At 66.1% G+C, this 24,966-nt stretch carries 23 protein-coding genes; 11 read left to right on the top strand and 12 right to left on the bottom strand.

Annotation, left to right across the window (positions count from 1 at the left end):
* Positions 1–136: 136 nt before the first annotated feature.
* The gene (locus tag EV580_RS24390) at positions 137–1,135 is read right to left on the bottom strand and encodes an oxygenase MpaB family protein (RefSeq protein WP_133695011.1); all 999 of its coding nucleotides are present in this window, start codon (positions 1,133–1,135) and stop codon (positions 137–139) included.
* A 100-nt stretch (positions 1,136–1,235) separates the two neighbouring features.
* Between EV580_RS24390 and EV580_RS24385 the strand changes: the two genes are divergently transcribed.
* The gene (locus tag EV580_RS24385) at positions 1,236–1,832 is read left to right on the top strand and encodes a TetR/AcrR family transcriptional regulator (protein WP_133694387.1); all 597 of its coding nucleotides are present in this window, start codon (positions 1,236–1,238) and stop codon (positions 1,830–1,832) included.
* Here the strand turns inward: EV580_RS24385 and EV580_RS24380 are convergent.
* Complete coding sequence (locus EV580_RS24380; protein WP_133694385.1) at positions 1,815–3,047, bottom strand: MFS transporter; 1,233 nt, start codon at positions 3,045–3,047, stop codon at positions 1,815–1,817. The two genes, EV580_RS24385 and EV580_RS24380, sit on opposite strands and share 18 nt — an antisense overlap.
* Positions 3,048–3,120: 73 nt before the next feature.
* Here EV580_RS24380 and EV580_RS24375 point away from each other — a divergent pair, with 73 nt between their 5' ends.
* On the top strand, positions 3,121–3,792 hold the full coding sequence (locus EV580_RS24375; RefSeq protein WP_133694383.1) for a DUF3060 domain-containing protein: 672 nt from the start codon (positions 3,121–3,123) through the stop codon (positions 3,790–3,792).
* A 3-nt stretch (positions 3,793–3,795) separates the two neighbouring features.
* Here EV580_RS24375 and EV580_RS24370 read toward each other — a convergent pair whose 3' ends face one another.
* Entirely contained in the window at positions 3,796–5,148 is a 1,353-nt protein-coding gene (locus EV580_RS24370; protein ID WP_208114658.1) for a phenylacetate--CoA ligase family protein, read from the bottom strand.
* Positions 5,149–5,150: 2 nt separating this feature from the next.
* A complete protein-coding gene (locus tag EV580_RS24365) occupies positions 5,151–5,600 on the bottom strand; it encodes a cupin domain-containing protein (RefSeq protein ID WP_133694382.1) in 450 nt (149 codons plus the stop codon).
* Positions 5,601–5,816: 216 nt separating this feature from the next.
* Here EV580_RS24365 and EV580_RS24360 point away from each other — a divergent pair, with 216 nt between their 5' ends.
* The 4 genes from EV580_RS24360 to EV580_RS24345 all read left to right on the top strand — a co-directional run bounded on the left by EV580_RS24360 (position 5,817) and on the right by EV580_RS24345 (position 8,960).
* Positions 5,817–7,205, top strand: coding sequence for an amino acid ABC transporter substrate-binding protein/permease (locus EV580_RS24360; protein WP_255497230.1), 1,389 nt, complete (start codon positions 5,817–5,819; stop codon positions 7,203–7,205).
* Positions 7,202–7,975, top strand: a complete 774-nt coding sequence (locus EV580_RS24355) for an amino acid ABC transporter ATP-binding protein (protein WP_133694379.1) — start codon at positions 7,202–7,204, stop codon at positions 7,973–7,975. Before EV580_RS24360 ends, EV580_RS24355 begins: the two co-directional genes overlap by 4 nt.
* A gap of 72 nt (positions 7,976–8,047) precedes the next feature.
* Entirely contained in the window at positions 8,048–8,506 is a 459-nt protein-coding gene (locus EV580_RS24350; protein WP_286171842.1) for a hypothetical protein, read from the top strand.
* Positions 8,507–8,537: 31 nt separating this feature from the next.
* The gene (locus tag EV580_RS24345; protein WP_133694377.1) at positions 8,538–8,960 is read left to right on the top strand and encodes an organic hydroperoxide resistance protein; all 423 of its coding nucleotides are present in this window, start codon (positions 8,538–8,540) and stop codon (positions 8,958–8,960) included.
* Between the two features lie 3 nt (positions 8,961–8,963).
* On the opposite strand, the gene EV580_RS24340 is transcribed toward EV580_RS24345, so the two are convergent.
* Both EV580_RS24340 and EV580_RS24335 read right to left on the bottom strand, forming a co-directional pair.
* Positions 8,964–10,025, bottom strand: coding sequence for a GGDEF domain-containing protein (locus EV580_RS24340; RefSeq protein ID WP_133694375.1), 1,062 nt, complete (start codon positions 10,023–10,025; stop codon positions 8,964–8,966).
* 148 nt (positions 10,026–10,173) lie between these two features.
* Positions 10,174–10,968 (bottom strand): DUF427 domain-containing protein, encoded by a 795-nt coding sequence (locus EV580_RS24335; RefSeq protein ID WP_133694373.1) that lies wholly within the window; start codon positions 10,966–10,968, stop codon positions 10,174–10,176.
* 46 nt (positions 10,969–11,014) lie between these two features.
* Between EV580_RS24335 and EV580_RS24330 the strand changes: the two genes are divergently transcribed.
* Together EV580_RS24330 and EV580_RS24325 are read left to right on the top strand one after the other, a co-directional pair.
* Positions 11,015–11,770 (top strand): dienelactone hydrolase family protein, encoded by a 756-nt coding sequence (locus EV580_RS24330; RefSeq protein WP_133694371.1) that lies wholly within the window; start codon positions 11,015–11,017, stop codon positions 11,768–11,770.
* A 12-nt stretch (positions 11,771–11,782) separates the two neighbouring features.
* Positions 11,783–12,055 (top strand): DUF6295 family protein, encoded by a 273-nt coding sequence (locus EV580_RS24325; protein WP_133694369.1) that lies wholly within the window; start codon positions 11,783–11,785, stop codon positions 12,053–12,055.
* Positions 12,056–12,074: 19 nt separating this feature from the next.
* Here EV580_RS24325 and EV580_RS24320 read toward each other — a convergent pair whose 3' ends face one another.
* Positions 12,075–12,407: a hypothetical protein gene (locus EV580_RS24320; RefSeq protein ID WP_133694367.1), complete on the bottom strand. Its 333-nt coding sequence runs from the start codon at positions 12,405–12,407 to the stop codon at positions 12,075–12,077.
* A gap of 171 nt (positions 12,408–12,578) precedes the next feature.
* On the opposite strand from EV580_RS24320, the gene EV580_RS24315 reads away from it, so the two are divergent.
* A complete protein-coding gene (locus EV580_RS24315) occupies positions 12,579–12,905 on the top strand; it encodes a hypothetical protein (RefSeq protein WP_166654874.1) in 327 nt (108 codons plus the stop codon).
* A gap of 24 nt (positions 12,906–12,929) precedes the next feature.
* Positions 12,930–14,297, top strand: coding sequence for a GMC oxidoreductase (locus EV580_RS24310; protein WP_286171840.1), 1,368 nt, complete (start codon positions 12,930–12,932; stop codon positions 14,295–14,297).
* 322 nt (positions 14,298–14,619) lie between these two features.
* Here the strand turns inward: EV580_RS24310 and EV580_RS24305 are convergent, their stop codons facing one another.
* Positions 14,620–16,482, bottom strand: coding sequence for a glycoside hydrolase family 2 protein (locus EV580_RS24305; RefSeq protein ID WP_166654873.1), 1,863 nt, complete (start codon positions 16,480–16,482; stop codon positions 14,620–14,622).
* 437 nt (positions 16,483–16,919) lie between these two features.
* On the opposite strand from EV580_RS24305, the gene EV580_RS24300 reads away from it, so the two are divergent.
* Positions 16,920–17,960: a CobW family GTP-binding protein gene (locus EV580_RS24300; RefSeq protein ID WP_286171839.1), complete on the top strand. Its 1,041-nt coding sequence runs from the start codon at positions 16,920–16,922 to the stop codon at positions 17,958–17,960.
* A gap of 12 nt (positions 17,961–17,972) precedes the next feature.
* Here the strand turns inward: EV580_RS24300 and EV580_RS33870 are convergent, their stop codons facing one another.
* The 4 genes from EV580_RS33870 to EV580_RS24280 all read right to left on the bottom strand — a co-directional run bounded on the left by EV580_RS33870 (position 17,973) and on the right by EV580_RS24280 (position 24,799).
* Entirely contained in the window at positions 17,973–21,371 is a 3,399-nt protein-coding gene (locus tag EV580_RS33870) for an Ig-like domain-containing protein (RefSeq protein WP_166654872.1), read from the bottom strand.
* A 560-nt stretch (positions 21,372–21,931) separates the two neighbouring features.
* Complete coding sequence (locus tag EV580_RS24290) at positions 21,932–23,683, bottom strand: MOSC domain-containing protein (protein WP_133694364.1); 1,752 nt, start codon at positions 23,681–23,683, stop codon at positions 21,932–21,934.
* A gap of 5 nt (positions 23,684–23,688) precedes the next feature.
* Positions 23,689–24,321: a pyridoxamine 5'-phosphate oxidase family protein gene (locus EV580_RS24285; protein WP_133694362.1), complete on the bottom strand. Its 633-nt coding sequence runs from the start codon at positions 24,319–24,321 to the stop codon at positions 23,689–23,691.
* 16 nt (positions 24,322–24,337) lie between these two features.
* Complete coding sequence (locus tag EV580_RS24280; protein ID WP_133694361.1) at positions 24,338–24,799, bottom strand: nuclear transport factor 2 family protein; 462 nt, start codon at positions 24,797–24,799, stop codon at positions 24,338–24,340.
* Positions 24,800–24,966: the final 167 nt, after the last annotated feature.

Genomic DNA, 24,966 nt, shown 5'->3' with positions numbered 1-24,966 from the left:
AGGAAAGTCCTTAAATTATTGACGGGTATGGCACCCTCACGCGGGCAGGTAGTCGGCCTCTCGATCTTGATGCCAAATAAGTTCGCTGATCCGCATGGTTAGCGAGCCGATCTCAGCAATTCGCTAGTGGCCCAGATCACACCATCTGCTCGACGGTGTCGCGGCTGCGCACCGGATCGCTGCCAAGCACGTAGGCAGGCTCGGTGTGAGCGACGGTCGTGCCGCCCGCGACCCGCTGCTGGGCCTGCTTGAACTCCACAAGCGGACCCATCGCCGCCCACGCTGTGTTCAGCGCCGCCCAAGTGGCCGCACGCCGGGCGGCCCGTTCGATCGGATGCGGCGGACGATAGGCGATCATGTCCGCCGCCCAGTCCGGCATGCTGTCGCGAATCGCCCAGTCGAAGAACTTGGCCTCCTGGGGGACGTCGGGGTTCTCCATCAGATTGGGCCCGGTGAACTGGGCGGCCCCATGAGTCAGGGCCAGGCGCGGCAGATACGAGCGCAGGCAGTCGAGCGTCTCCTCTTTCGTCGCGGGCAGGTCGGTACCGCCGAGGGCGTGGCCGACCCGGACGAACTCGCCGTAATACCGGTCGATGTTGCGCAGCGGACTGGGGTGGTACAGCTCATGGCCGGTCGCGATCCCCCAGACCACGGTGGCATAGTTCCAGCGCAGCCATTCCGGATCGTCGGCGTCGTACGGCAGGCCGTCGGGACGAACACCCTTGATGGTGTGGTGCATGGCCCGCACCGCCTGGGCGACCCGCTCGGCGGTGGCGGTGGACCCGTACGCGGTCCCGATGAAGAACGCCACCGAATGAGCCAGCCGCACACCGGAACCCTTGAGGTCCAGCTTGCCTGTCGGGTTGCCGTCCTCGTCGTGCTGGACGACGCGGGAGTGATCGGATCCCATCCAGAAGATGCTCGGATCGAAACGCTCGATGAAAGCCGCACACTGCAGGCCGAAGATCAGCGCCGGGGTGTGCGAGTGCACGTGCCAGACCGCACTGCCGGGACCGAACCAGCCCGGATCTCCCTCGGGGCCGGCGAATTCCAGGCCACGAAAGAACTGGCTGCGAATGTTCTTGTCGAAGTCGGATCGCACCTTGTTCTCGAGAAGTTGATGCGGCAGCAGCAGTTTCATCTCGGCTGGCTCCTTAACCGGCGGTACGGAATTTTGGTTACGCCCGTAACCAAAATAGCACGGCAAGCGCCGCCGGCCGGTATATCCTCAGCGAATGCCGAGTGCCACCAGGTGGGCCGGGGTGTCCCCCGCCGATCGCCAGGCCGAGCGGCGCACGCTGCTCGTTCGGGCCGCCTTCGGCCTGTTCGGTGATGGCGGCGAAGCCGCGGTGTCGGTGCGGTCGGTGTGCCGGGCGGCCGAACTGAACACCCGCTACTTCTACGAGAGCTTCACCGACACCGACGCGCTCCTCGGTGCGGTCTACGACGAGGTGGCACTCGAACTCGGCGGCATTCTGACCGCGGTGATGGCGAGCGCTCGCGATGAGCGGGTCCGGCTGCGGGCCGGGATCCGCGCGGTGCTCGATTTCAGCTCGGCGGACCCGCGCCGCGGCAAGATCCTGTTCACCGAGGCCCGGACCAATCCGGTGCTGGCCGCGCGACGCTCCATCGCACAGGATCACGTGCGCGAGCTCGTCCTCGACGAGCAGCGCCGCACCGCGCCCGAATCCGACCGGGTGGCAACCGAAGTCGGCGCAGCCATGTACGCCGGGGCGATGGCCGAGTTGGCTCAGCAATGGCTGGCCGGCACCCTCGGGGACGATGTCGATGCCGTCGTCGGCTACGCCGTACGGCTACTCCTCCCGAACTGAATCCAACCGCTGCTTCGACGGCGCGACCCACACCGCGGCGAACCCGGCGACGACGTTGAGACCCAGGAGGGTGAGTATCGGACCGACGACCGCCTCGCTCTGCGCCACCGCACCCAGTGCCGCGCCGAGTACCGAGGACTCGACGGCGATCAGCAGTGAGCCGAAACCCAGCAAGGTCGCCCGGTGCCGTTCGGCGGCGAACGCCCCGACCCAGGCCAACCCGGCGCTGAATATCGCCTGATAGGCCATCGTCGCCAGGATGAACACAATGCCGTAGATCCAGATGTGGTTGAGGTCTTGGCGGTACTCCATCACCACGCAGATCGCGGCCGCCGCCGTCCCCAGCAGTGCACTGTTGATCAACATTCCGCGCACACCCAGAGCGCGGCTGACGAAGCGCCAGAACAGCGAACCGGCCACCATGCCGATGGACGACGAGATCACCAACACGTGCAGGCTGCCCGCGGAGTCGCTGTGGTTCACCGACGCGTGGATGCTGTAGAACGACGTACCCAGGCTGACCGGAACGAACAGCAACTGGATGACGACGTACCGGCGGAACCATGACTCGGATCTCGCCACCCGCACGCCGTCGCGGTAGGTCTCCCGGAACGTCACGCGGCTGACCTCCGAGGCCTGTACCGGCCCGATGAAAACGGCGGCGATCGCCGCGGCGAGCAGGCCCGACGAGCCCAGCCAGAGCACGTCGAGATGGCTGTGCGCCGGGTCGCGCTCGGCCAGAAACGGCACCAGCACCAAGGTGGTGCCGATCGCCAGAATCGCACCGATCGCGCCCTGCGTCAGCACCAGATCGTTGCGGCGGTGGTCGTCAAGCTTGCTCGAAACTACTTCGGAAAAAGCAACTTTCGATATCCCGGCAACCACACCGGTGGCCAGCGACACAGCGAGGAAGATTCCGGCGATGAACAATTTGGTCCACGCCGAGAACGCGCTGACCACCACCAGGGTGGCCATCACCAGCGTGGTGGCGGCGATCACCAGGTGTTTGAGATGACGAGCGCGGGCAAGCACATAGGGCGACAGCGAGTTTCCGCCGACGATGCCGATGCAGTAGGCCGGATACAGCAAGCCCGCCGCCCAGTAATAGCCCTCCTGGGCGCAGATGAACGGCAGCACCACCGACACGTTGGCCAGCTGAGTGCCAGTGGTGTACAGCGTGCCCTGCGTGAGCAGCGCGCGATAGGCAACCTCCACCCGGGGGATATTGCCGACTGGACGCCTACCTAGCAATAGTCTGATCATCGACCTGACCGAGGAGCGGGAGCCGATGAACCCAGACGACGATCCCGAGAAGCGCATCCGGGACCTCGAGCGTCCACTGACCGACCAGGCCCGTGAGCTGGGGACCACGGGCACCACCGCTGCCTGGCCACCGCCCCCGCCGCCACCCCCACCGGGCTACTACGGACCGCCGATGCCTCTGCCGTCGGTCCCGTCGCCGTCCTCGGGCATGCGCGTCGGCTGGATTGTGCTGGCGCTGCTGGTCGTTGGGCTGGTGATCGGCGGTGGCGCGATCGTGGCAACCTCGCTGTTCGCCGTCAATCGCGCCGGCACCCCCACCATCTCCGGCGGCGGCGGCACGTTCACCACGGCAACCCGGCCCAGCCGAACCTCCACTGCCCCGACTCCTACCGCCCCGTCGAGTTCGGCTGGCACGGTGGCGACTCCGGCGCCTGGCGGCAACGTCAGCGTTGCCGGCGTCAACGAGAACAAGAGGATCGCGTGCGACGACACCTCCGTCACCATCAGCGGTATGGACAACACGGTGACGATCACCGGACATTGCACGCGCGTTGAGGTGTCCGGCATGAACAACGTCGTGACCCTCGACACCGCCGACTCGATCGATGCCTCCGGGATGGACAACAAGGTCACCTATCGTGGCGGCTCGCCGAAGATCACCAAGTCCGGCTTCGACAACACCGTCCAACAGGACTGAGGATCAGCGCAGCGGGACGAATCGGGTCAGCTTGCCGGTGGCCTGGTTGCGTTGGAGCCGTTCGACGACCGCGATGGTGATCTGCGGCTGCCGCAGACCGTAGCGCCGCACCGCGGCCACGACGTCGGCGGTCAGCGCGTCGAGATCCGGGGCGCCGACGACCAGAATCTCCGCACCGGCCGTTGTCTGCGTGACCTGATATTCGGTGACGCGTGGGTCAGTGCCCAACACATGCCGAAATGCACTGGCCGGCACCGTGATCGCACCGTAGGAGAAGTCGTCGTCGCGGCGCCCGGCGACGTCGGCGACCCGCAGGAACGCGCTGCCGCACGGGCACTGGCCCGGCAGGAAGGCGATCTCGTCGCCAAGGTCGTAGCGGATGAACGGAAAGGTTCGGTTGGCCAGGCCGGTGGCCAGCGTGCGGGCCGCCGGTTCGTCGGGACCGACCGGGACACCGTCGGCGTCGACGCGTTCGAGGATCACCTCGTCCTCGCACACGTGCAGCCCTTCGCCATGGCCGCAGCCGACGGCTTGAACACCGATCTCCGTTGAGCCCCAAAGATTGTGGATCCTCGCACCCCACGCCTGCGCGATCGCGTCGCGGTCTTCGGGCAACAGTGGTTCGGAGTTGGTGCTGACCCGACGCGGCCGGATCGCCAGTTCACCCGCCAGTGTCGCGCGGGCCAGGCGGCCGATCACGGTTGCGTAGCCGACGAGATGTGTCGGCGCTACGGCGGCCACGTCGGCCAGCACCTGTTCGAACGGCGCCCCCGCCTCGATCACCGTCGTCTGCATCCCCTCGACGGTCGGCACATCGAACAGCGGGGTGCTGGCGTGTGGTGGCAGAGCGGCCGTCAGCACGGCCAACCGGCTGCCGGTCGTCGGCGCACGCCGCTCGTCACGGGCCTGCATCCGCCAGGCCAGGCAGGCGGCACTGACGAAAAACGGCCAGTCCCAGACATAGACGCCACGCACCCCGCTGGATCCACCCGAGCTGAAGACCTGTTGATCGTGCACGGTGTATGAAAACCATTGCTGCTCAGCCAGTATCCGCTCGGCCCCGGCGCGGTCCAGATCCCCCACGGTGATCACCGCGTCCCAATGCTCCTGAGCCTGCTGCTTGGTCATGATCGGCGCCGAGGTCAGGTTGTCGATGCCACGCAGGCGCTCGGCGTGGAACGGCGAACGCTCTTTGGCGTAGGCCAGCAGGGCCCGCAACCGGGCGTCACGGTGCCGTTCGATCTGTGCGCGTGACCATTCCAGCCGACCGAGGTGGTCCTCGAGTGCCGCCGAAACCTCCGCCAGATGCGCGGCGCGGACTCGCTCGTAGTCCGAGCGCGGGTTCGACAACTCCACCCCTACTTCGCGCAGGCGTCGGGAGCGTCCCCGCGAACCGGAGCATCGACGGGAAGCGTGTAAGTGAGCACCACCTCCGCCTCGGATCCCGACTGGTTGGCCACCCGGTGCGGCACACCCGCCGGGATGAACACCGCCTGCCCCGCACCGTAAGTCACCGGGCCACACGCGGTGGCGGTTTGCAGTGCCACCGCGCCGCCGGTGATCACCGACAGTTCGCTGCCGGGGTGGGTGTGCCAGCCGCTGGAGGCGCCGGGTTGTAGGGCGAGGCTCTGCACGATCAGCGTCGTCGGGCCGTCGGTGGTGATCGAGACCGGCGTCTCGGTGGCGCCCTTGGCGAGGTCGGTGCGCGTGGCGTCGCCGTCGGGAGGTGTCGCGCCGGCCGCCGGGGCAGACAGCGCTGCGCACAACGTGGTGGCGATCCCCGCGACGGTCAATCCCCGGACAGTCATGGCACTCCTCGTCGTCAGTGGTTGCGCCTCAGCCTGACCCACATCGGGTCACAGCGCAGCCAAACGCAAGCACACCACGAGCCGCGGAAGTAGCGTGAACCACACGCGAGCAATCGGGCAATGGGAGGGAACCGCATGCCAACCAGATGGTTACGGCGAATTTCTCGACGAGCGACAGGGTGGACTGCTGCCACCGTGGCAGTGGCCGCCCTGCTGATGGTGTTTGCCGCCAATTTCTTTGCCCCCGCCAGGGCGTCGGCTGACGGTGAAAACTACACGATCGCGACCGACACCACCTTCGCGCCGTTCGAATTCCAAGACAAGCAAGGCAAATTCGTCGGGATCGACATGGACCTCATCCGCGCGATCGCCGATGATCAGAAGTTCACGGTGGACATCAAGCCGCTCGGCTTCGACGCCGCGCTGCAGGCCGTACAGGCCAATCAGGTCGACGGCGTGATCGCCGGCATGTCGATCACCGACAAGCGCAAGCAGGTCTTCGACTTCTCCGAACCGTACTTCGAGTCCGGTATCCAGATGGCGGTGCTGAAGAACAACAACGACATCAAGTCCTACGAGGACTTGCGCGGCAAGAAGGTCGCGGTCAAGAACGGAACCCAGGGCGCGACGTTCGCCAACTCGATCAAGGACAAGTACGGCTTCCAGGTGGTCTCGTTCGCGGATTCGTCCTCGATGTTCGACGAGGTGAAGACCGGCAACTCGCAGGCAGCCTTCGAGGACTACCCCGTTCTGCTCTACAACATCGCGCAGGGCAGCGGATTCAAGACCGTGGGACCCAAGGAGGACCCGACGGGTTACGGCTTCGCGGTGAACAAGGGCCGCAACGCCGAGTTGCTCGAGAAATTCAATGCCGGCCTGGACAACCTCAAGAAATCCGGCCGCTACGACGAAATCATCAACACCTACCTCAGTGAGAAGGCCAACACCGACGACACCTCGTACTTCGGCCTGATCAAGAGCACTTACCCACTGCTGCTCGAGGGCCTGAAGATGACCGTATTCCTGACGGTCATCTCGATCTTCTTCGCACTGATTCTCGGCATCATCTTCGGTCTGTTGCGGGTGTCGCGGTCGATCGTGCTGCGGGGCATCGGCACGACGTTCGTCGACATCTTCCGTGGCACACCACTACTGGTGCAGGCCTTCTTCATCTACTTCGGAATCCCGACAGCCCTCGATTTCCAGATGTCGGCGTTGACGGCAGGCGTCATCACGCTGTCACTCAATGCCGGCGCCTACATGACCGAGATCGTCCGCGGCGGTATCCAATCCGTCGACAAGGGACAGATGGAAGCGGCTCGCAGCCTCGGCATCGGCTACCTGCCGACGATGCGGAAAGTCATTCTGCCGCAGGCTATCCGGACGATGATCCCGTCGTACATCAACCAGTTCGTGATCACGCTGAAGGACACCTCGATCCTGTCAGTGATCGGGATCGCGGAGTTGACCCAGACCGGGCGCATCATCATCGCAGGCAACTACAAGTCATTCGAGATGTGGCTGATCATCGGCATCATCTACTTCATCGTCATCATGGCACTCACCAAACTCTCGGACCGCCTTGAGAAAAGGATCGTGAAATGACCAACCTCGTTCCCGATTCCGCTGCGGCCGAACCCGCAGGGACGGTGATGATCCACATCGAGAATCTCAAGAAGGCGTTCGGCGAGCTGGTCGTCCTCGACGGCATCACCACCGATATCAAGCAGGGTGAGGTGGTGTGCGTCATCGGCCCGTCCGGGTCCGGGAAGTCGACGTTTCTGCGCTGCCTGAACAAGTTGGAGGACATCACCGCGGGCAAGGTGGTCGTCGACAAGTTCGACCTCACCGACCGCAAGGTCGATTTGGACAAGGTGCGCCAACACATCGGCATGGTGTTCCAGCACTTCAATCTGTTCCCGCACATGACCGTGCTGCAGAACGTCACGCTGGCGCCGCTGACGACCAAGAAGATGGACAAGGCGGCCGCCGAGAAGAAGGCAATGGAACTTCTGAGTCAGGTCGGACTGGCCGAGAAGGCCAACGTGAAGCCGTCCACGCTGTCGGGTGGCCAGAAGCAGCGCGTCGCGATCGCCCGCGCGTTGGCGATGGGTCCATCGATCATGTTGTTCGACGAGGCCACCAGCGCGTTGGACCCTGAGATGGTCGGCGACGTGCTGCAGGTGCTGCGCGACCTGGCCGAGGGCGGCATGACGATGGTGGTGGTCACCCATGAGATGGGCTTCGCCAGGGAGGTGTCCTCGCGAGTGATCTTCATGGCCGACGGCAACATTGTCGAGGACGACTCCCCTGACGAAGTGTTCGGCAACCCCAAAAGCCCTCGGCTGCAGGAGTTTCTGTCGAAGGTCCTCTGACTATCCGCCGAGTGCCGCGTGGAAAGTGTCGAGCCACAGACATCCGGGCAAGGGACGCGTAGGTTGGCTTCGATGAAGGCATTCGTCGCGGGTATCGCCGGGCTCATCGTTGCGACGACGGCCGCGGCCCCAGCCGGCGCGGCACCCGACACCAATTGCCAGCTGAGCACGCCGGTCACCGACGTGTCGGGTCTGGGACAGCTCCCGGCCCCGTTGAAAACGATGATCGGGCCGATCGCCGACATCGGCGCGCCCTTCAACAGCACGGACGACGTGGACGACCCGTCGCTGCCGTTTCGGCGGCTGATCCGCGCCGGCCACCGCGACAAGGATTGGTTCCTCTGGTACGAGCACGGCGGCATCACCTACTTCTGGCAAGCCGTCGTCGCGCGCGTCGCCGACGACGGCACCGTGATCCCCAAGGCCAACGCCGGCACGATCGACAACGTGCTGTGCGCGATCACCGACGGCGCCTTCGCAGGCACGGTTCCGCCCTACCCGGATGATTCCTGGCAAGCCAGCGGTTTCTAACGTCGAGCAACCAACCCAGAAGGGAAACGGCATGAATGTTCTGTACGTCGCGGAGGCACTGGCCACCGGCGAGGGCCGCGATGGCCACGGGCGCACCTCCGACGGCAAGCTCGACCTCGATCTGAGCATCCAGAAGGAACTTGGCGGTTCGGGCGTCGGGACCAATCCCGAGCAGCTGTTCGCCGTCGGCTATGCCGCCTGCTATCACTCCGCCTTGCGGCTGGTTGCCCGCCAGGAGAAGGCTGATGTCACGGATTCGGCTGTGGGAGCGAAGGTTTCGCTGGGCAGCAACGACGCCGGCGGTTTCGTCCTGGCCGTCGAGCTCGAAGTGGTGCTACCGAACGTCGACCACGAAGCCGCCGTCGCGCTGGCCGAGAAAGCCCATCAGGTGTGCCCGTACTCCAACGCCACCCGGGGCAATATCGACGTCAAGCTGACCGTCACCGACGACTGAGGATCAGGCAGGCCGACGTGAGGTCGGCTTGCCCTTCTTCTCCTCGTACATCAGCTCGTCGGCGCGGGACAGCAGTTCGTCGATGGTGTCTTGATCGGCCGGCTGCACGGGAACCATGCCAATGCTGGCCGACAGCATGTAAGTCCGGTCGTTGTTTTCGTTGAACTGTCCGAAGGCAGCGAGCAGACGGTTGCGGAGCGCCGCCTGATCGCAATCCGGTTCGATGATCAGGACGCAGAACTCGTCGCCGCCGATACGGGCGATGACGTCGGACTCGCGCAACGTGCCGGTGAGCAGATCAGCGACGTCGGCCAGCAGCGCGTCACCCATCTCGTGCCCCTGCGCGTCGTTGACCAGCTTCAGACCGTCGACGTCGAGGAACACCAGCAGACAGGAGCCACCCTGCCGCCGGGTTGCATGCAGTGCCGCATCCGATCTCAGGTAGAAACCGCGCCGGTTGTTCAGCCCGGTCAGTTCGTCGGTGATCGAGAGCTTGTGGATCTCGTCGTTGGCCTTTTCCAGTTCGGCGGTGCGGTCCTGCACCCGCTGTTCGAGCTCGGCGTAGAGCGCCACGTTCTCCATCGCGACGGACGTCGAGTCGGCCAGTGCCTGTAGCAGGAAGACCTCCCTCTCGGTCGCTTCGCGCGGATGGGCCCAGTAGTTGCCGATCGCCCCGATTGGGTCGACCTTGCGAATCGGGACCATCACCATGCTCTTGACGAACGTGGGCCGGTAGGCGTCGTGGGGGACGCGGTCGTCGACGTAGATGTCCGGGATCACCACCGACTCACGGTGATGCATCGCCCACCCGCTGACGCAGTTCTCCAGGGGAAAGCGATTGCCCTTCCAGAGCGGAGCGATGGCGTCCTCGTCGGCGTAGAAGCAGTACCCGTTGTCCTTGAGCACGAAGGATGCTCCGTCACACCCGGTCAGCTCGCGGGCCGCGGTCCGCACGACCACCTGGATTTCCGGCAGGCTGCGCGCCAGCGACAATTCCTGCACGGCTTGGAGTAGCCGCTCCATACGTTGCGTGTAGTCCGCTTCGATCGAGACATCGACCGTCATGAGTACCTCCGGCAGCCCCCGCGCCCCCAAGGTCGCAACTCATGTCGCTTTTTGACGGCGAGTCCTGGCAAAGTATAGGACGATTTTTGCAACGAGAGCGAACCAAAGCCCAAATCTTTGCTCCGATTGCTGATTGTGCAAGCATCGCCTAGGAAAAATGGGTGTGCGCCCGGTCCAGAAATCTTCCATCGACGGCGATGTCGAGCTTCTCGTTGTAGAACGCGACCATGTTGGCGATCGCCGCCACTGCCGGCAGCGGGGTGCGATAGGTCCAGGCCAGGTCCTTATGTGCTGTCTCTGCTACCCGCTCACCCACCCGAACCGACCAGTACTGCGACGTCACGCCCTTGTACGGACACAGTGTCTGCGTGTCGGACGGCTCGAGATGGGAGAACGCGACGTCGGTCTGGTCGATGTAGTACCTCGTCGGCAGGCCGGTTTCGAACAGCAATACGGGGCTCGTCGTGTCTGCCAGCAACACACCGTTCAGTTCGACCCTGACGTGCCGATGGGACCGAAGCACATCCACCCGGACATAGGGGTTACGGGGGTGGCCGTAGACCGGCTCGTCCTCCTCGAACCAACTCAGGGCCGACCAGTCGAAGCGCACGAATCCCGCGACCGGGCCGTCGCCGTCATCGAACACCCGCGCCGCCGAAGGGTGCGTCTCCGACTCCCCCGCCACGGTGAACATCCGGGATGCACCGAACTGCACGTGCTGCGGGTGGTCCTCGTCGCGCAAGAACTCGTCGGAGACGTCGGCCCGCGGGATGTAGTACTGCGGGTAGTACGGCGTCTCCCAGACATAGCGGGCCGAGGTGGTGTCGAAAACCAGCTGGCTGCCCAGGAAACCACGGACCCGGCGAGGCGAGGGCTCAATGCGGCCCCGGGCGGCGGCGGCCTGCGGGTAGTCGCTTACGGGCTGCTCGGATGCTGTGCTCACGCTGGACTCCCTTGCCGTGGATCACGTCACCTTCCATGATGACCCAATGACTCGATCTGGCTCGGATGCGATTCGCGCGGAGACGATCACGATCACCGGGCACGGCGGCGACGAGATCGAGGCCTACCGGGCCGGCCCGTTGGCCGACGGCTCCCGGGGCGGGATCGTCTGGATCCACCACATGCCGGGTTACGACCGCGAGACCAAGGAATTCGCCCGTCGGCTCGCCGTCACCGGCTATCACGTCGTCTGCCCCAACCTGTACTCGCGCGAGGCGCCCGGCGCCGATCCCGACGACGCCGCAGCAGCCTCAAGGGCCGCGGGCGGTGTCCCGGACGAACGGCTGGTCGGCGATGTCGCTGGCGCGGTGGCCCATCTGGGCGGGCTGCCCGGGGCGAACGGGAAGTTCGGCGTCATCGGACACTGCTCGGGCGGGCGGCACGCTTTTCTGGCGGCGTGCTCCCTGCCCTTCGACGCCGTGGTGAACTGCTACGGCGCGTTCATCGTCGAGGACCCGCCCGAAGGGATGCCCAAGACGATGAAGCCGATCCTCGAATTGGCGCCACATCTGAGCGCCCCGATGCTCGGACTGTTCGGCGCCGAGGACAGGTTCCCGACGCCGGAAGCGGTGGCCACCCTGGACGCCGAGCTGACCCGGCTGGGCAAGCCGCACGAGTTCCACAGCTACGAGGGCGCCGGGCACTCGTTCTTCTCCGTCGACCGGCCGGCATATCGCGTCGAGGCGGCGGTGGATGGCTGGCGCCACATCGATTATTTCTTCGCCACTCACCTGAAAGGCTAGGTCCGCCAAACAATGTGCACCTATCTCACCGAACGCGTCGTCATCGAGGGCAGCGGCAAGGGCGCCACCGGATGGTTCGGCGCCGACCGGGCCACGGTCTATATCGACCACGCCGTGCACGCCCCATACACCCACACGGTCAACATCGACGTGCTCAATCCGGCCCTGGGACCGGCGGCACGGGTGGCTCTCGAGCTCACCGAGGAGAGCGCGCTGGCCCTTGCCGACGCGATCCACCGGGCGATCGGGCACGCCCCCGCCGGGCTGGCTTCGCGCAACCAGTAGCGGGGGCGTCCGCCCGCGATCAGTGCAGGCAATCGACCGAGACGAACACCGTCGTCGCGATGTCGCGGTCGATGGGTTCTCCCCCGTCCTCGGTTCCCCGCAGACCGTTGATGCTGGTGACGGTGCACCGGGACAAACCGTTGGGGACCGATCCGTTGATCTGCACGGTGAAACCGCGCGCCTGAAGCGTCGAGACGACGACATCGGCCGGGCCACCCTCCAGCGGGACGGCGGATGCGGCTGGGGCCAGGGTGAGGGCGGTGGCGGCGACGATCGCGGCTCCGCCCGTGGTGATGACGAGTGTTTTCATGGCCACAGCATCGCCGCGCATCGTGCCCGCGTACTTGGACATTCCGTGGAGATTCGGTGGAGATTTCGCCCGCTGGATCCCCGGGTGCGCGCCGGTCGCCGATCTCCAGCCAATCTCCACAGAACCTCCAAGCCGCGAGTGCGCCGTGCCGCGATTCTCGAAGTCATCACGGAGTCGCGAGCGCAATGGCTCGCCCGCACAGGAGGTTTCACAATGGCACTGACCCGCACTCTCACATATCACCTCGCGGTGACCGCTGCCGGCGCGACCGCGGCGCTCGGACTGCTGCTGAGTCTCGCGAGCCCGGTGCACGCGGAGTCGGCGGTCGTCACGATCGGCCAACTGGAGGCACAGGGCTTTGACGTCAAGATCGACCGGGTCGGGTCCGCACCGCTGGATCAATGCACCGTCACCAGTGTTCGCAATCCCCAGAATCAAACTCAGCTGGTGGAGATCGACCGCGGCCGCGGCCGTGACATCCTGGTGCCGATCGTGGTCAATCGCACGATCACGGTGTCGTTGAACTGCTCCCGCCGATAGGCACGACGACCTATCCTCATCGCCGTGGAGAGCCCAGTGGTGGTGGTCGGCAGCGGCCCGATCGGGGCCGTCGTCGCGCGCCGGATCGCCGAGGCCGGCCGGGCTGTGACAGTACTGGAATCCGGGCCGGCGATCTCCGATCCGCCAGGTTCGCATGTGCGCAACCAGGCCCGGTTTACCCGCGAACCGGATTCGTACTTCGCGGGAATCGCCTCGGATTTCCGCTATTTCGACGACGCGGCCGCGCCGCCCGGCTTGCCGGGTGCCTGTGTCACCGCCGCCGTCGGCGGGCAGGGCGTGCTGTGGACCAACAACTGCCCACGGCCCACGGCGCCCGAGCGCGGCGGGCTCCTGTCGGACGCCGAGTGGGACCGCTACCTCGACGATGCGGAGCGCTATCTGGGCGTCGCCGACGACACGTTCGCCGGATCGGTTCGCCAGCAACGCATCCTGGACCGACTCGGTCCGACGCTCGCCACGGCGGGCCGCGAGATCCGCGCACAGCCGATGGCCGGTCACCTTGTCGATATCCCGGGTCGCTCCGCTCCTGCCCGCCGCCTCGTCGATCCCGCCACCATCCACTACGTCGCCACCAGCGATATTCTCGCCGGTACCGGAGTCCGGATCGACTTCGGCGACGTGCAGCGCGTCATCGTCGAGCAGGGCCGCGTGCGTGCCGTGCGGCTCGCCGGCGGCACGACGATGGAGACCTCGGCGGTGGTGGTGGCCGCGGGCGCCTTCGATACGCCAATACTGCTGCACCGCTCGGGAATTCGACCACCGGCACTGGGCCGCTACCTGACCTACCATCCGGTGCTGTATTCACAGCTGGTGCTCGATCCGTCGCTATGCGGTGACCCCGGTGATCTGCCGCCGCGGCTGTGGATCCCGCCGGCGCCCGGCGCACCGTGGAACACGATGGTGCTGCGCGACACCAATCCGGTGCCGCCGGCACCGCCCGATGTCGACGTGCCCGCGGAACGACTCGTCGAGATGCAGACCTTCTGCCCGGTCGACAATCACCCCGACAACACGATGACCATCACCGATGACGGCTCCGTGCGCTTCGATGTCCCACTGCGCGAGGCCGATCAGGCCCGGATGGCCGCGGCGGTTGCCGATCAGCAGGAGCTGAGCACCGCACTGGGTCGCTTCCGCGCCGGTCTCGAACCGCAGTGGATGACGCTGGGCTTCGCGCATGTCATGGGCACCTGTCGCATGGGTTCCCGCGACGACGGCACCTGTGTCACCGATGAGTTCGGGCAGGTGTGGGGCGCCGAGAACCTCTACCTGGCCACGGTCGGCGTCATTCCGAATGCGTTGGCGGTCAACCCGACGCTCACCGGGGCGGCGCTGGCGATCCGCAGCGCGGATCGGCTACTGGCCGGCTGACCGGCTCAGCAGAATTCGTACTGAACGTCCCAGAAGCCGGGCACCGGATTCCACCACGCCGAGAAGTGCCCGCCCAGTGCCGGATTGGCGTCGTTGATCATCCCCTGCCCGCCGATGCCCGGGATGAAACCCGGCGGATCCCAGGTGATGGACTGCGGATCACCCGGGGTTTCGGGGGTGCAGCCGATCTGCTTGACGAAATAGCCGTCGGTGACCGTCCATTCGGCGCTGGCCTGATCCGGAGTCGGCGGCGGCGGCGCGGCATGCGCGGTGCCCGTCGCACCGAAGATCAGCGCGGCCGCGAACGTAACGTCGCGGGCAATCAGCGCCGCACGTCCGGCGGCACCATTCCCGGGGTGCCTGCGGCTATCACTGCTCGGTTTCGTTCCGCCACAATCGGAATCGGCATCTTGACCTGCCAGCGGTCATAGCTGAGGTACCCGTTGACCTCGTTCTCGACATCGGTGGTCTGGGTGTAGATCGCCGCGGACAGGCCGGTCCTGCGGACGATGTCCTCGAGCCTGCGGCTGACCTCGACATAGCGATCGGTCAGACGCGCAGGGCTGTCGGCCATCTCGTAGGCCTCCGGCTTCCCGGGCCAACGGTTGCCGTCGAGTACCAGCCCAAGCCCGCCGTACTCGCCGTCGACCCTGACCCGATTGTCGATGGGGACGGGGCCTTTCGAGTGGGCTTTCATCAGGTCGTCATGGATCTGGGGCTCGCCGGGGCCGACATAGGTGTGATCGTCGTAGATGTCGCCGGCCAAGGTGTCCCCGCGCGACTTGCAGCAGTTCACTCCGCTGTTGGCATCCACCATCCGAGTCGGGTCCGCGGCTTTGACGACGCCTGCGATCCGGGCGGTGTCGAACTCACCCCAACCCTCATTGAAGGGCACCCAGCCGACGATCGCGGTCACGCTGCGCAGCTGGTCGATCATCGCCAGCAGTTCCTTCTCGAAGTTGACCTTCGCGGCCGGAGCCGGCTCCGGGGCGGGACCGACCGGGATGGCCAGGGACACATCGAGAGAGGGCATGTCCTGCCAGACCATCAATCCCAGCTTGTCCGCCCAGTAGTACCAGCGCGCCGGTTCCACCTTGCCGTGCTTGCGCACGAAATTCATGCCCAGATCCTTGATCCGCAGCAGGTCGGATTTCAGCGCGTCATCGGTTGGCGCGGTATAGATTCCGTCCGGCCAGTAGCCCTGATCCAGGGGGCCGTGCAAGAAGGTGATCCTGCCGTTCAACGCAATTCGCGGCCTGCCTTGCGGATCGGGCATGGTGCCGATCGTGCGCAGTCCGGCGTAGCTGCCGACCGCATCGACGACCTTGCCCGACGGGTCCACCAGCGCGACCTGCAGGTCGTACAGGTGCGGGTCATCGGGAGTCCACACGTGCGGATTGGGGATCGGCAGGCGGATCGTGTCGCCCGCACCGGACGAGGCCACCGAGATCACCCGGCCGCCGGGCTCGGACACGAACACCACGGCGCGCTGACCCCTGGTCCCGGCAACTCGGGGCGTGACGGACATACTCGTCAGATCGGTGGAGATGTCGAGCTTGTCGATATAGGCGGCGTGCACCGGTTCCATCCACACCGTCTGCCAGATCCCGGATGCGCCGGTGTAGAACAGTCCTTTGGGACCGTTGCGCTGCTTGCCGATCGGGAAGGGGTTGGCCTCGTTGCGGTCTTGAACCCGGACGGTGATCTCTTGCGCGCCCGGCCCCCGCAGCGCCTTGGTGATGTCGACGCTGAACTCGGTGTAGCCGCCCTCGTGGTGGGCCACCTCTTGGCCGTTGACCCACACGGTCGCGATCTGGTCCACCGCGCCGAAGTGCAGCAGCACATGCTGTCCCAGCCAGTTGCTCGGCAGCTTGACCATCTTGCGGTACCACATCTCGTCGTCGTGCCGCGCGATGCCGGACAGGGCTGACTCGACGGGATACGGGACGAGGATCTGCTCGCGGTAGGCGGCCACGGGCGGCGGGGCCTTGAGGACCGCGCCCGCCGACCGGCCCATGTAGTTCCACACGCCGTTGAGGTTCAGCCACGCGGACCGGGTCATCTGCGGGCGCGGGTACTCGGGCAGCGCGTTATCCGGTCCCACCAGCTTGGTCCACGGCGTCGGCAGAGGTGCGGGCTTGGGATGCCACATGACGACGGCGTTGGCCGGAGCGGTTCCGATCATGGCAAAAACCAACAGAGCCAAGGTGACTGCGGTACAGCGGCTGGCCCAGAGGCGACGGCGGTGGCGGCGTCCGCGAGGACGCGGCGCAAGGTCGTCGGTCAAGATTCTTCCCCCCGAGCTAGAGACCAACTATGGTGCGCGCGACCCTGCGCGACCGTTTTTCTGCACAGCAAACGAGTCGATCCAGCTTGACCGGGAAGATGCGATTGCCACAGGCACTCTACGCCGGTGAAATCCGGGTTGGACACTATCTTTCGGCCCTATTCGGGCAGCAATGTTTCAGACGTTGACCTGGTTCAATCACATCCTGCGGCAAGGGTTTACAGCGGCCTGACGGCCTCGGGTTTCGCCGCTCGGCACATGGCGGATTCATAGGTTCCAGCAAACTCCCCATGGCGTGTCGCGAGGATGTCCGCCCGGTATGGCACCATCGCCAGGTGGTGTCACGGACGGCAACCGAACGCGGGTCGACGATCCCGGTGATCGCACTCACCGGCCATCTCGGCGCGGGCAAGACCACGTTGCTCAATCACGTGCTGCGCACTCCGCACGCCCGAATCGGAGTGGTAATCAACGACTTCGGGGAGATCAACGTCGACGCCGGCTTGATCAGCGGACAAATCGACGAGCCCGCGTCGATCGCGGGCGGCTGCATCTGCTGCCTGCCCGACGACGGCCAGCTGGACACCGCGCTGGCCCGGCTGGCCGACCCCAAGCTTCGGCTGGACGCCATCATCGTGGAAGCCAGCGGCCTCGCCGATCCAGCGGCGCTGGCTCGCATCATCGGGTTCAGCGAGATCGGTGGCATCCGCGACGGCGGCGTCGTCGACGTTGTCGACGCCGTGCAGCACTTCGACACTGTCGACAACGGCGGTGTTGCACCTGCACGGTACGGCGCGGCCACGCTGGTGGTGGTGAACAAGCTCGATCAGATCCAGGACGCAGATCGTGATGCGATGCTACGTCGCGTCGAAGCCAGGGTGCGGGAACGCAATTCGCGGGCCCACATCATCGGGGCTGTGAACGGACAGATCGATCCTGCCCTGCTGTACGACGTGGCCGCGGCCACCGACGAAGCGGGCCAGCTGTCGTTCCGCGAAGCGATGTTCGACGAGCCGGCTGTGCACGCCCACGTCCACGCCGAGTCGGTGACGGTGACCGCCGACGGGGCAGTCGATCCGGAGCGGCTCATGGAACTGCTCGAGTTTCCGCCCGCCGGGGTGTACCGGATGAAGGGCCGGGTGTCGGTGCGACATCGCGGAGGGGTTCACGGCTTTGTGGTCAACGTCGTCGGTCCTGCGGTCCACATCGCGCGCGGTGCGCCGTCATCGGGATCGAAAAGCCACCTCGTGGCGATCGGCACCCATTTCGATACCGCGGCCGCCCGCACCCGAATGGCCGAGGCGCTGCAGCCCGCTGACGGGTCGCCATCGGCGACCACGCAGCGGCGCTGGCAGCGCTACCTCACCCGGCCCTGAATCCGCCTGCGATCACTCAACCTTCGAGACGTAGATCGTCTCGTAGTTGTCGGTCGCCCACGCGCTCATGAACGCACCGATCGTGATGGGCTCGCCCTTCGGGAACCGCTTGACCTTGATCGTGACGGGGTTACCGTCCGGGTCGGTGACGACCTTGTCGACCAACTCCTCCTGGGCGCTGCTCCCACTGTCGTTGAGGTAGACGATGCCCTTCGCGGTGTCGACACCGATCACCACGACGCCGTGGTTGGCCTCCTGGAAATCTTTGATCCCGCCGTCGAGCTTCTCGCAGTCGCCCTTGGCGCACTCGACGGCCGCCCACAGCGTCTGGGCATTGAGACCGACGATGGGTGCTTCACCCCGAGCGACGGCCGCCTCCAAATCGAGGAGCGCTTGCTGGCCCTCATCTGGCTGGTACACCTTGAGCTCCGCGTGCAGGTACTGGCCGAAGTGAATGTTCAGCAGCGCCGCGGTATCTGGAGCGTTGGCGCCGTCCGCGCTGTTCTCGTTGATGTAGATCTTGCGGCCCGGTTTACTCACACTGTCGGTGGTCTTGGCCAACTCGACGATTTCGGCTTCGGTCGGCTGCAGGGATTTGTCACCACGGAGTTGCCCGACAACCATCGCCGCCGCCATCAAGATGCAGTTCTCGTAGTTTTGTTGGACGTAGTACTGCGAGTTCACCGCCGGGGTGCCGTACACGCCATCGCCCTGGATCTTGACCGTGACCACGATCTCTGACGTGTCCGCTTTCGCGAGACCCATGTCGACAGCCCAGGAGTGCAACACGTTCTGGATCTGACCCGCCACGCCCGGCAGCTTCGCTCCGCTTCCGTTCTCCGCGGTGATGACGAAGGAGTCATTGATCCCGGGCTTCACCAGCGCCGAATCGACGCGGTAGGTGTAGCTGCCGTCCGCCTCGCGGGTGACCGTCCCGTACTTCGGTTGGGTGGTGACCTCGTAGGTCACTCCGTACGCGCCATTGGCCTCGGCGTTGACGTCGATACTGACCGGCTTGCCGGGCCCCTCGCCCGCGCTCAGACGCGGGTCCATGCTCGGGCCATCGTTGAAGAAGATGTAGGTCAGCCGGTCGCTGATGTCCTTCCACATCGCTTGGGGGGAAGGAACTTGAGCGGCATCGACCCTCGCCAACGCGGCGTTCGGTGTCGGCGGGGCCGGGGTGCCGTTGTTGCCGGCCTTGCCGATCGCACCGTTGTCGGCGGTCGTGCCGCCCGTGGCCGGATAGGAGGCCTCACCGAACCCGCCGCCCTGGCCCCCGTAGCCTCCGGTCTCGGTGCCTGCACCGCCGTCGACGCCGCCGTCGCCCCCGTCACCGCCCTTGCCACCGTCGCCCCCGTCGACGCCGTTGAAGCCCGAGCCGCCGTCGCCGCCCTTACCTCCGACGCCGCCGGTTCCGCCCATCCCACTGGTCTGGGTGCTCGATCCGGCTCCGCCATTGCCACCGCGCCCGCCGTCACCCGAAGTTCCCGGGGTTCCACCGATCCCGACGGCCGGCGCTTCGGAGTTCGCGTTCGACCAGCCGCCGTAGCCACCATTGCCGCCGGCGCCGCCGACGCCGCCCTCGCCGCCATTGCCCGCAGCCGCGGTGTTGGTCGCCGCCCCGCCGGTTCCACCGGCGCCGCCCGTGCCGCCCTTGCCGCCGGCACCGCCGGTTCCGTTGGTATCAGCGGTATCTTGACCGACGCCGCCGCCACCACCCTTCCCGCCGGCGCCACCGTTACCGCTGCTGCCGGTCTTACCGTTGGACGAGATGACGAGGAAGTACTTGCCCGTGCCGGCCTCCCCACTGTGCTGACCGCCGGCCCCGCCGACACCGCCGTCACCCCCATTGCCACCGGCGGCACCGTCACCGGTGACCGCGCCCTTCTGTTGGTTGGCGCCACGGCCACCATCTCCGCCGGCACCGCCCGTACCACTGGCGCCCCCGCTGCCGCCGACACCGATGATGACGCTGCCGTTGCCGCCATTGCCACCGCTTCCGCCTGCCCCGCCGGCCTTTCCAACCGTGCCGTTCGGGTTGCCAGGGGTGCCGTCGACGTTCGTGACCGCCCCGTTGATGCCGAAGCCACCCTTCTGGCCGGCGCCACCCTCGCCGCCGTCGCCACCGGCACCGAGGATTGACAGCAGGCCGACGTTGCCGCCGTTGCCGCCGTCGCCGCCCCCGTAGCCGCCGGCTCCGCCGTCGCCGGCGTTGCCCATCCACAGTCCGGCGGTCCCGCCATTGCCGCCGTTGCCACCCTTGCCGGGATTCTCGGAAGTCTCCGGACCTTCGCCGCCCTTGCCACCGTTGCCGCCGTTGGCGAACACCGACATCGGGCCGGCGTCGCCACCATTGCCGCCGTTGCCACCGAGCGTGCCGCCACCACCCGAGCCACCATCGCCGGCGTCACCCTTGAGCGAGAACATGCCGGTGTTGCCGCCGCGGCCACCGTCGCCGCCGTTGGCTCCAATTCCGTACCCGTCCCCGCCGTCGCCGCCCACGCCACCGTTGCCGTACATCAGACCGCCGGCACCGCCGACGCCACCGGTTCCGCCCTTGGTCCCGGCAGGCACGGGGCCGCCATTCGTCTGAGCGACGCCGCCTTTACCACCGGCACCGCCGTTGCCGTTCAGACCGGCCGAGCCACCGTTGCCGCCGCTGATGTGCCCCTCGACGGACTCGGCACCGTTTCCGCCGCCGCCGCCGTTGCCCTGCACCAGACCGCCGCGGCCACCGTTGCCACCGCGGCCACCGTTGACCGCGACCACACCGTCGCCACCCTCGCCGCCGTTGCCGAACCAGCCTGCGGCGCCGCCGTTTCCGCCATTGGCGCCATTGCCGCCGTTACCGAGAATGCCGCCGTTGCCGCCGGTGCACTTGGTGGCAGCAGCGCAGGTGTCAGCGGTCCAGGAGTAGCCGTTGCCGATGATGATGCCGCCGTTGGGATGCGCGGCGGTGCCGTTGCCGAAGAAGAAGCTCACCAGCGTCTCGAGGCCACCGCCGACGCCGACCGCCGCTGAAGTCGGTGTCTTCGCCACCGATGCCGCGGCAGCCGGAACCTTCGATACCGATGACGTCGGGCTCACCGATTCCGCCGGTGCGGCGGCGGTCTTCTTGGCCGGCTTGGGGGTTCGGCTGCCCGCGACCGATGCCCGCGGCTTTTGCCGTGCGGGTCCCGCGTGCGCCGACGACTTGCCGTCGGATGAGGAGCTGCTCGAGGACGTCGAACCCTTCGGGCCCGCCGAACCGGTCGAGTCGGCCGACGCCACCGCAGGCACCGACGCGATCGCGGCACCGACACCGAGCGCGACGGCCGATGCCCCGATCCACGTCAGCATCTTGAGATGGCCGCCGTACTCGGCCGGCAGCATTCGCAGGTCTTGGGACTCGATTCGATCGGTCGAACGCATATCGGCAACTCCCCGTTAGTAGCCATGTGATTTCACCGCCGGCTCACAGGCACCTGGCAGCCAGACTGGAGCATAAGGCTAACTAACTAACGCGTCTATAATTTGCTCAAAATTGATGGGTCGCGTCTACATGCCGTCGCCTGCCGGGCACAGGGCGTTAACTGACCGACTTGATGCCCCAGGCCGATCTGGCGCCCCGTGCTACATAAGTAGGGACATGGGTGCCACTCTTTCGCCGCGTGCGGCTACCCGTTCGGCTCCGCGCGGGCCACAGCAAGCAGGACATATTCGTTCAGCAACAGCGTCTTTCAGCAATCAAGTACTCGTGCCCCGCGTCGTCGCTGTTGCGGCCGGCTTCGGACTCGGGCCGTTTCCGCTGGGGAGCGCGTTTCTGCCACCCGACCGCCCACCCGATCAACCGCATGAAACCTACGGTTGCGAAGGTTGCTCTCGGCAAATTGACGAACACGACAACAAAGTCGAATTAGGTTGCTGAATTGTCAACGATCGGCCTTTGAATTTCACAGCGATCACACAATTACGCCCCGAATGAACCGGTTCTACAGATCGAGGACGACGTCCTCGGCCGGGGTCGCGACGCACAGCAAGATGTTCCCGTCGGCGGGCGGTTCGAGTGGCTCGGGGTCGTACCCGACCCGTCCGGACAGCAGCGCGGTCTCGCAGGTGTGACAGACCCCGGTGCGGCACGACCACCGGGTCGGCACGTCGCAGGCTTCGGCGAACTCGAGCAAGCTTGTGTCGCCGGGCCGCCACGGAGCCGACAGCGCGCTGCGCGCGAACTGCACGTTCGGTCCGGTCCCCGTCGGCCCATCCGGCACGTGAGGCGGTCGCGATGTCGCGGTGGCGATGCCAGGGGTGATCGCGGCGTGTGCGCCGAACCGCTCGGTGTGGATGCTGCGGGTGCTGATCCCGTACGCCACGAGGCCGTTCGTCACGGCATCCATGAACGGCTCCGGTCCGCACACGTAGACCTCGGACTCGATTGGAAGCCCCAGCTCCCCCAGCGACTCCGCGGACAGTCGTCCTGACCGATCGTAATCGGTGCCCTCGCGGTCGGCGGCACTCGGACTGCTGTAGAAGATGCGAGATCGGCTGTGCGGCAGTCGGTTCAGCAGGTCATGGGCCTCGGTTGCGAATGCCTGCTCGGCACTGTTGCGAGCGCTGTGCAGCCACCAGATGGCGCGACGTGGTGCGCGGGCGGCCACGCAGTGCAGCATCGACAGCACGGGCGTGACGCCCACGCCCGCCGAGATGAGGACCACCGGATGCGAACCGTCGTCGAGGAAGAAGCTGCCCCGCGGCGCGGCCACCTCCATGAGATCTCCGACGCTCACATGCTCGTGGATGTAGGCGCTGACCGTCCCGAGCGGCTCACGCTTGACGCCGATGCGGTACTGCGCCGAACCAGGTTCGTTGGACAACGAGTAGTTGCGTACCTGCGGCGCTCCCGCGGGATCCGCCGAAACGCGCACGACGATCGATTGCCCGGCAAGCCATTTCGGCAGAGGCGTCCCGTCAGGGTCGGCCAGCAGTACCGAGCGGACGTTTCGACTCTCGTCCTGAATCGCGGTGACCTTCAGCGGCCGGAACCCCGCCCACGCCGGCGGCGGCGCCGCGACTCCGATGAGCCCACTGTTACCGGATCCTGAACCCTGGTCGAGCAGACTCTGCAGCGATGTTTTCCAGCCCTGGCTCAACGCCGGGATCTCCAGTGCGCGTTGCAGGGCGTCGCGCGGATGACCGGGAAGGTAGAGCAGGGCGTCGATCTCGGCGACACTGACCCGCTGTGGGCCGTCGGCGATCTTGACCACGTCGTGTCCGGCCGCCAGTTCCCCCTCGGCCAGCACCCGGCAGTAGAAACCTGGCCGGTGGTGCGACACCAGCAGCGCGGCCATGCGTGGTTCGCCCAGTCGCATGCCGACGCGGTAGCAGGTGACCCGTGGCTGGGTCACTTCGAGGACGACGTCCCCGATCTGATACCGATCACCGATGCAGACCTCGTCGTCGGGCAGACCGTCGACGGTCAAGTTCTCGCCGAAGGCCCCGGGAGTCAGGTCGTCGCGACCGAGCACGGAGGCCCAATGATCGTAGGAGGCAACCTGATACACCAGCACGGCCCGGTTTTCGCCGCCGTGACCGCCGAGATCGCCCTGGCCGTCACCGTCGATGTTCAACCGGCGGACCAACCGAGGGCCGGCCACCGGCGCTTTCCAGGCGCCGGTGTAGACGGTGCGCCCGTTCCACTCCACGTCCTTGGGCAATCCGACGTTGACCGATACCAGTTTTGCCATCTGGGTCACTGCTGACCGAGCTGCTCACGCAGGCGCGCATTCTCGGCCCGCAATGCAGCCAAGTCTTGACGCAGCGGCGCCAAGGCCGATTCGAGTTCGGCGACGGTGAAGCGCGGCGTGATGTGCTGCTGACAGTTCCAGTCGTAGGCCTCCACATCGACCAGCACTGCACGCTCGACCACCGAGTCATCGGTCTCGTCCATCAACGACTTGACCAGTTCGGGGTCCTGGTCGAGGGTGACGATGCGCGCGTGGCCGAAGATCTTCAGGCGGCGCTGGTGGGCGTAGTCGAGGGCGATGATGGCGACGCGGTCGTCACCGCTCACATTGCCGGTGCTGACGTACTGCAGGTTGCCGCGAAAGTCGGCCCAGCCGATGGTGTGATCGTCGAGCGCATGGATGAATCCCGGGTTCCCACCACGGAATTGCACATACGGCCAGCCGGTCTCCGACACCGAAGCCAGATAGAAGCCGTCACGCTCGCTCAGATAGTCCTTCTCGTCCTCGGTGAGCGGATCAGCTCCCGGCGATGCGTTGCCCGCCGCGACCTTGCGGCCGTAGAACTCCTCGCTGCCGTGCTCACCCTGGACGGCGCGAACGTCGTCGGTGAACGCGATCGACGCGTAATGCTTGCTCATATCTCCCCAACACCGGTCATTGCAGCGGGAATTCCCGGCCTCGTTCGTTGTCGGGCCGCGGCCCGAAGTAGCGCCGCTCCGATTCGTCGATGGCGACGTCGTTGATGCTGGCCTCGCGACGGCGCATCAGCCCGTTGTCGGCGAACTCCCACAGCTCGTTGCCATAGCTGCGCCACCATTGACCGCTCGCGTCATGGCACTCGTATTGAAAGCGCACCGCGATGCGGTTGCCATGGAAGTCCCACAGGCTCTTTCGTAATACGTAGTCGAATTCGCGTTCCCACTTGGCGGTGAGGAATTCGACGATCTGCTCACGGCCCGTGACGAACTGATCGCGGTTGCGCCACACACTATCGGGCGTGTACGCCAAGCTGACATGCTGCGGATCGCGCGTATTCCAAGCGTCTTCGGCGGCCTGCACCTTCTGCAACGCAGCGTGCAGGTTGAAGGGTGGAAATGGTGGGCGCGATTCCGTCACGGCTGACCTCTCGTTGGACCTTTCATTTCTGCAACCACGTCGTCGCTGTAGAGAACAGAGTGCGCTAGAAAAGCAAAGTTGACCAGTGCTGCCCATTGAGGATCGTCGACAAAGGGTTAACGGCAGACAAATCGGTGCGGAGCTGTTAAGACTTGTCGCGAACCCGG

This window comes from Mycobacterium sp. BK086, from assembly GCA_004362315.1.
Lineage (GTDB): Bacteria > Actinomycetota > Actinomycetes > Mycobacteriales > Mycobacteriaceae > Mycobacterium.
This window is presented reverse-complemented; position numbering and strand designations above follow the sequence as displayed.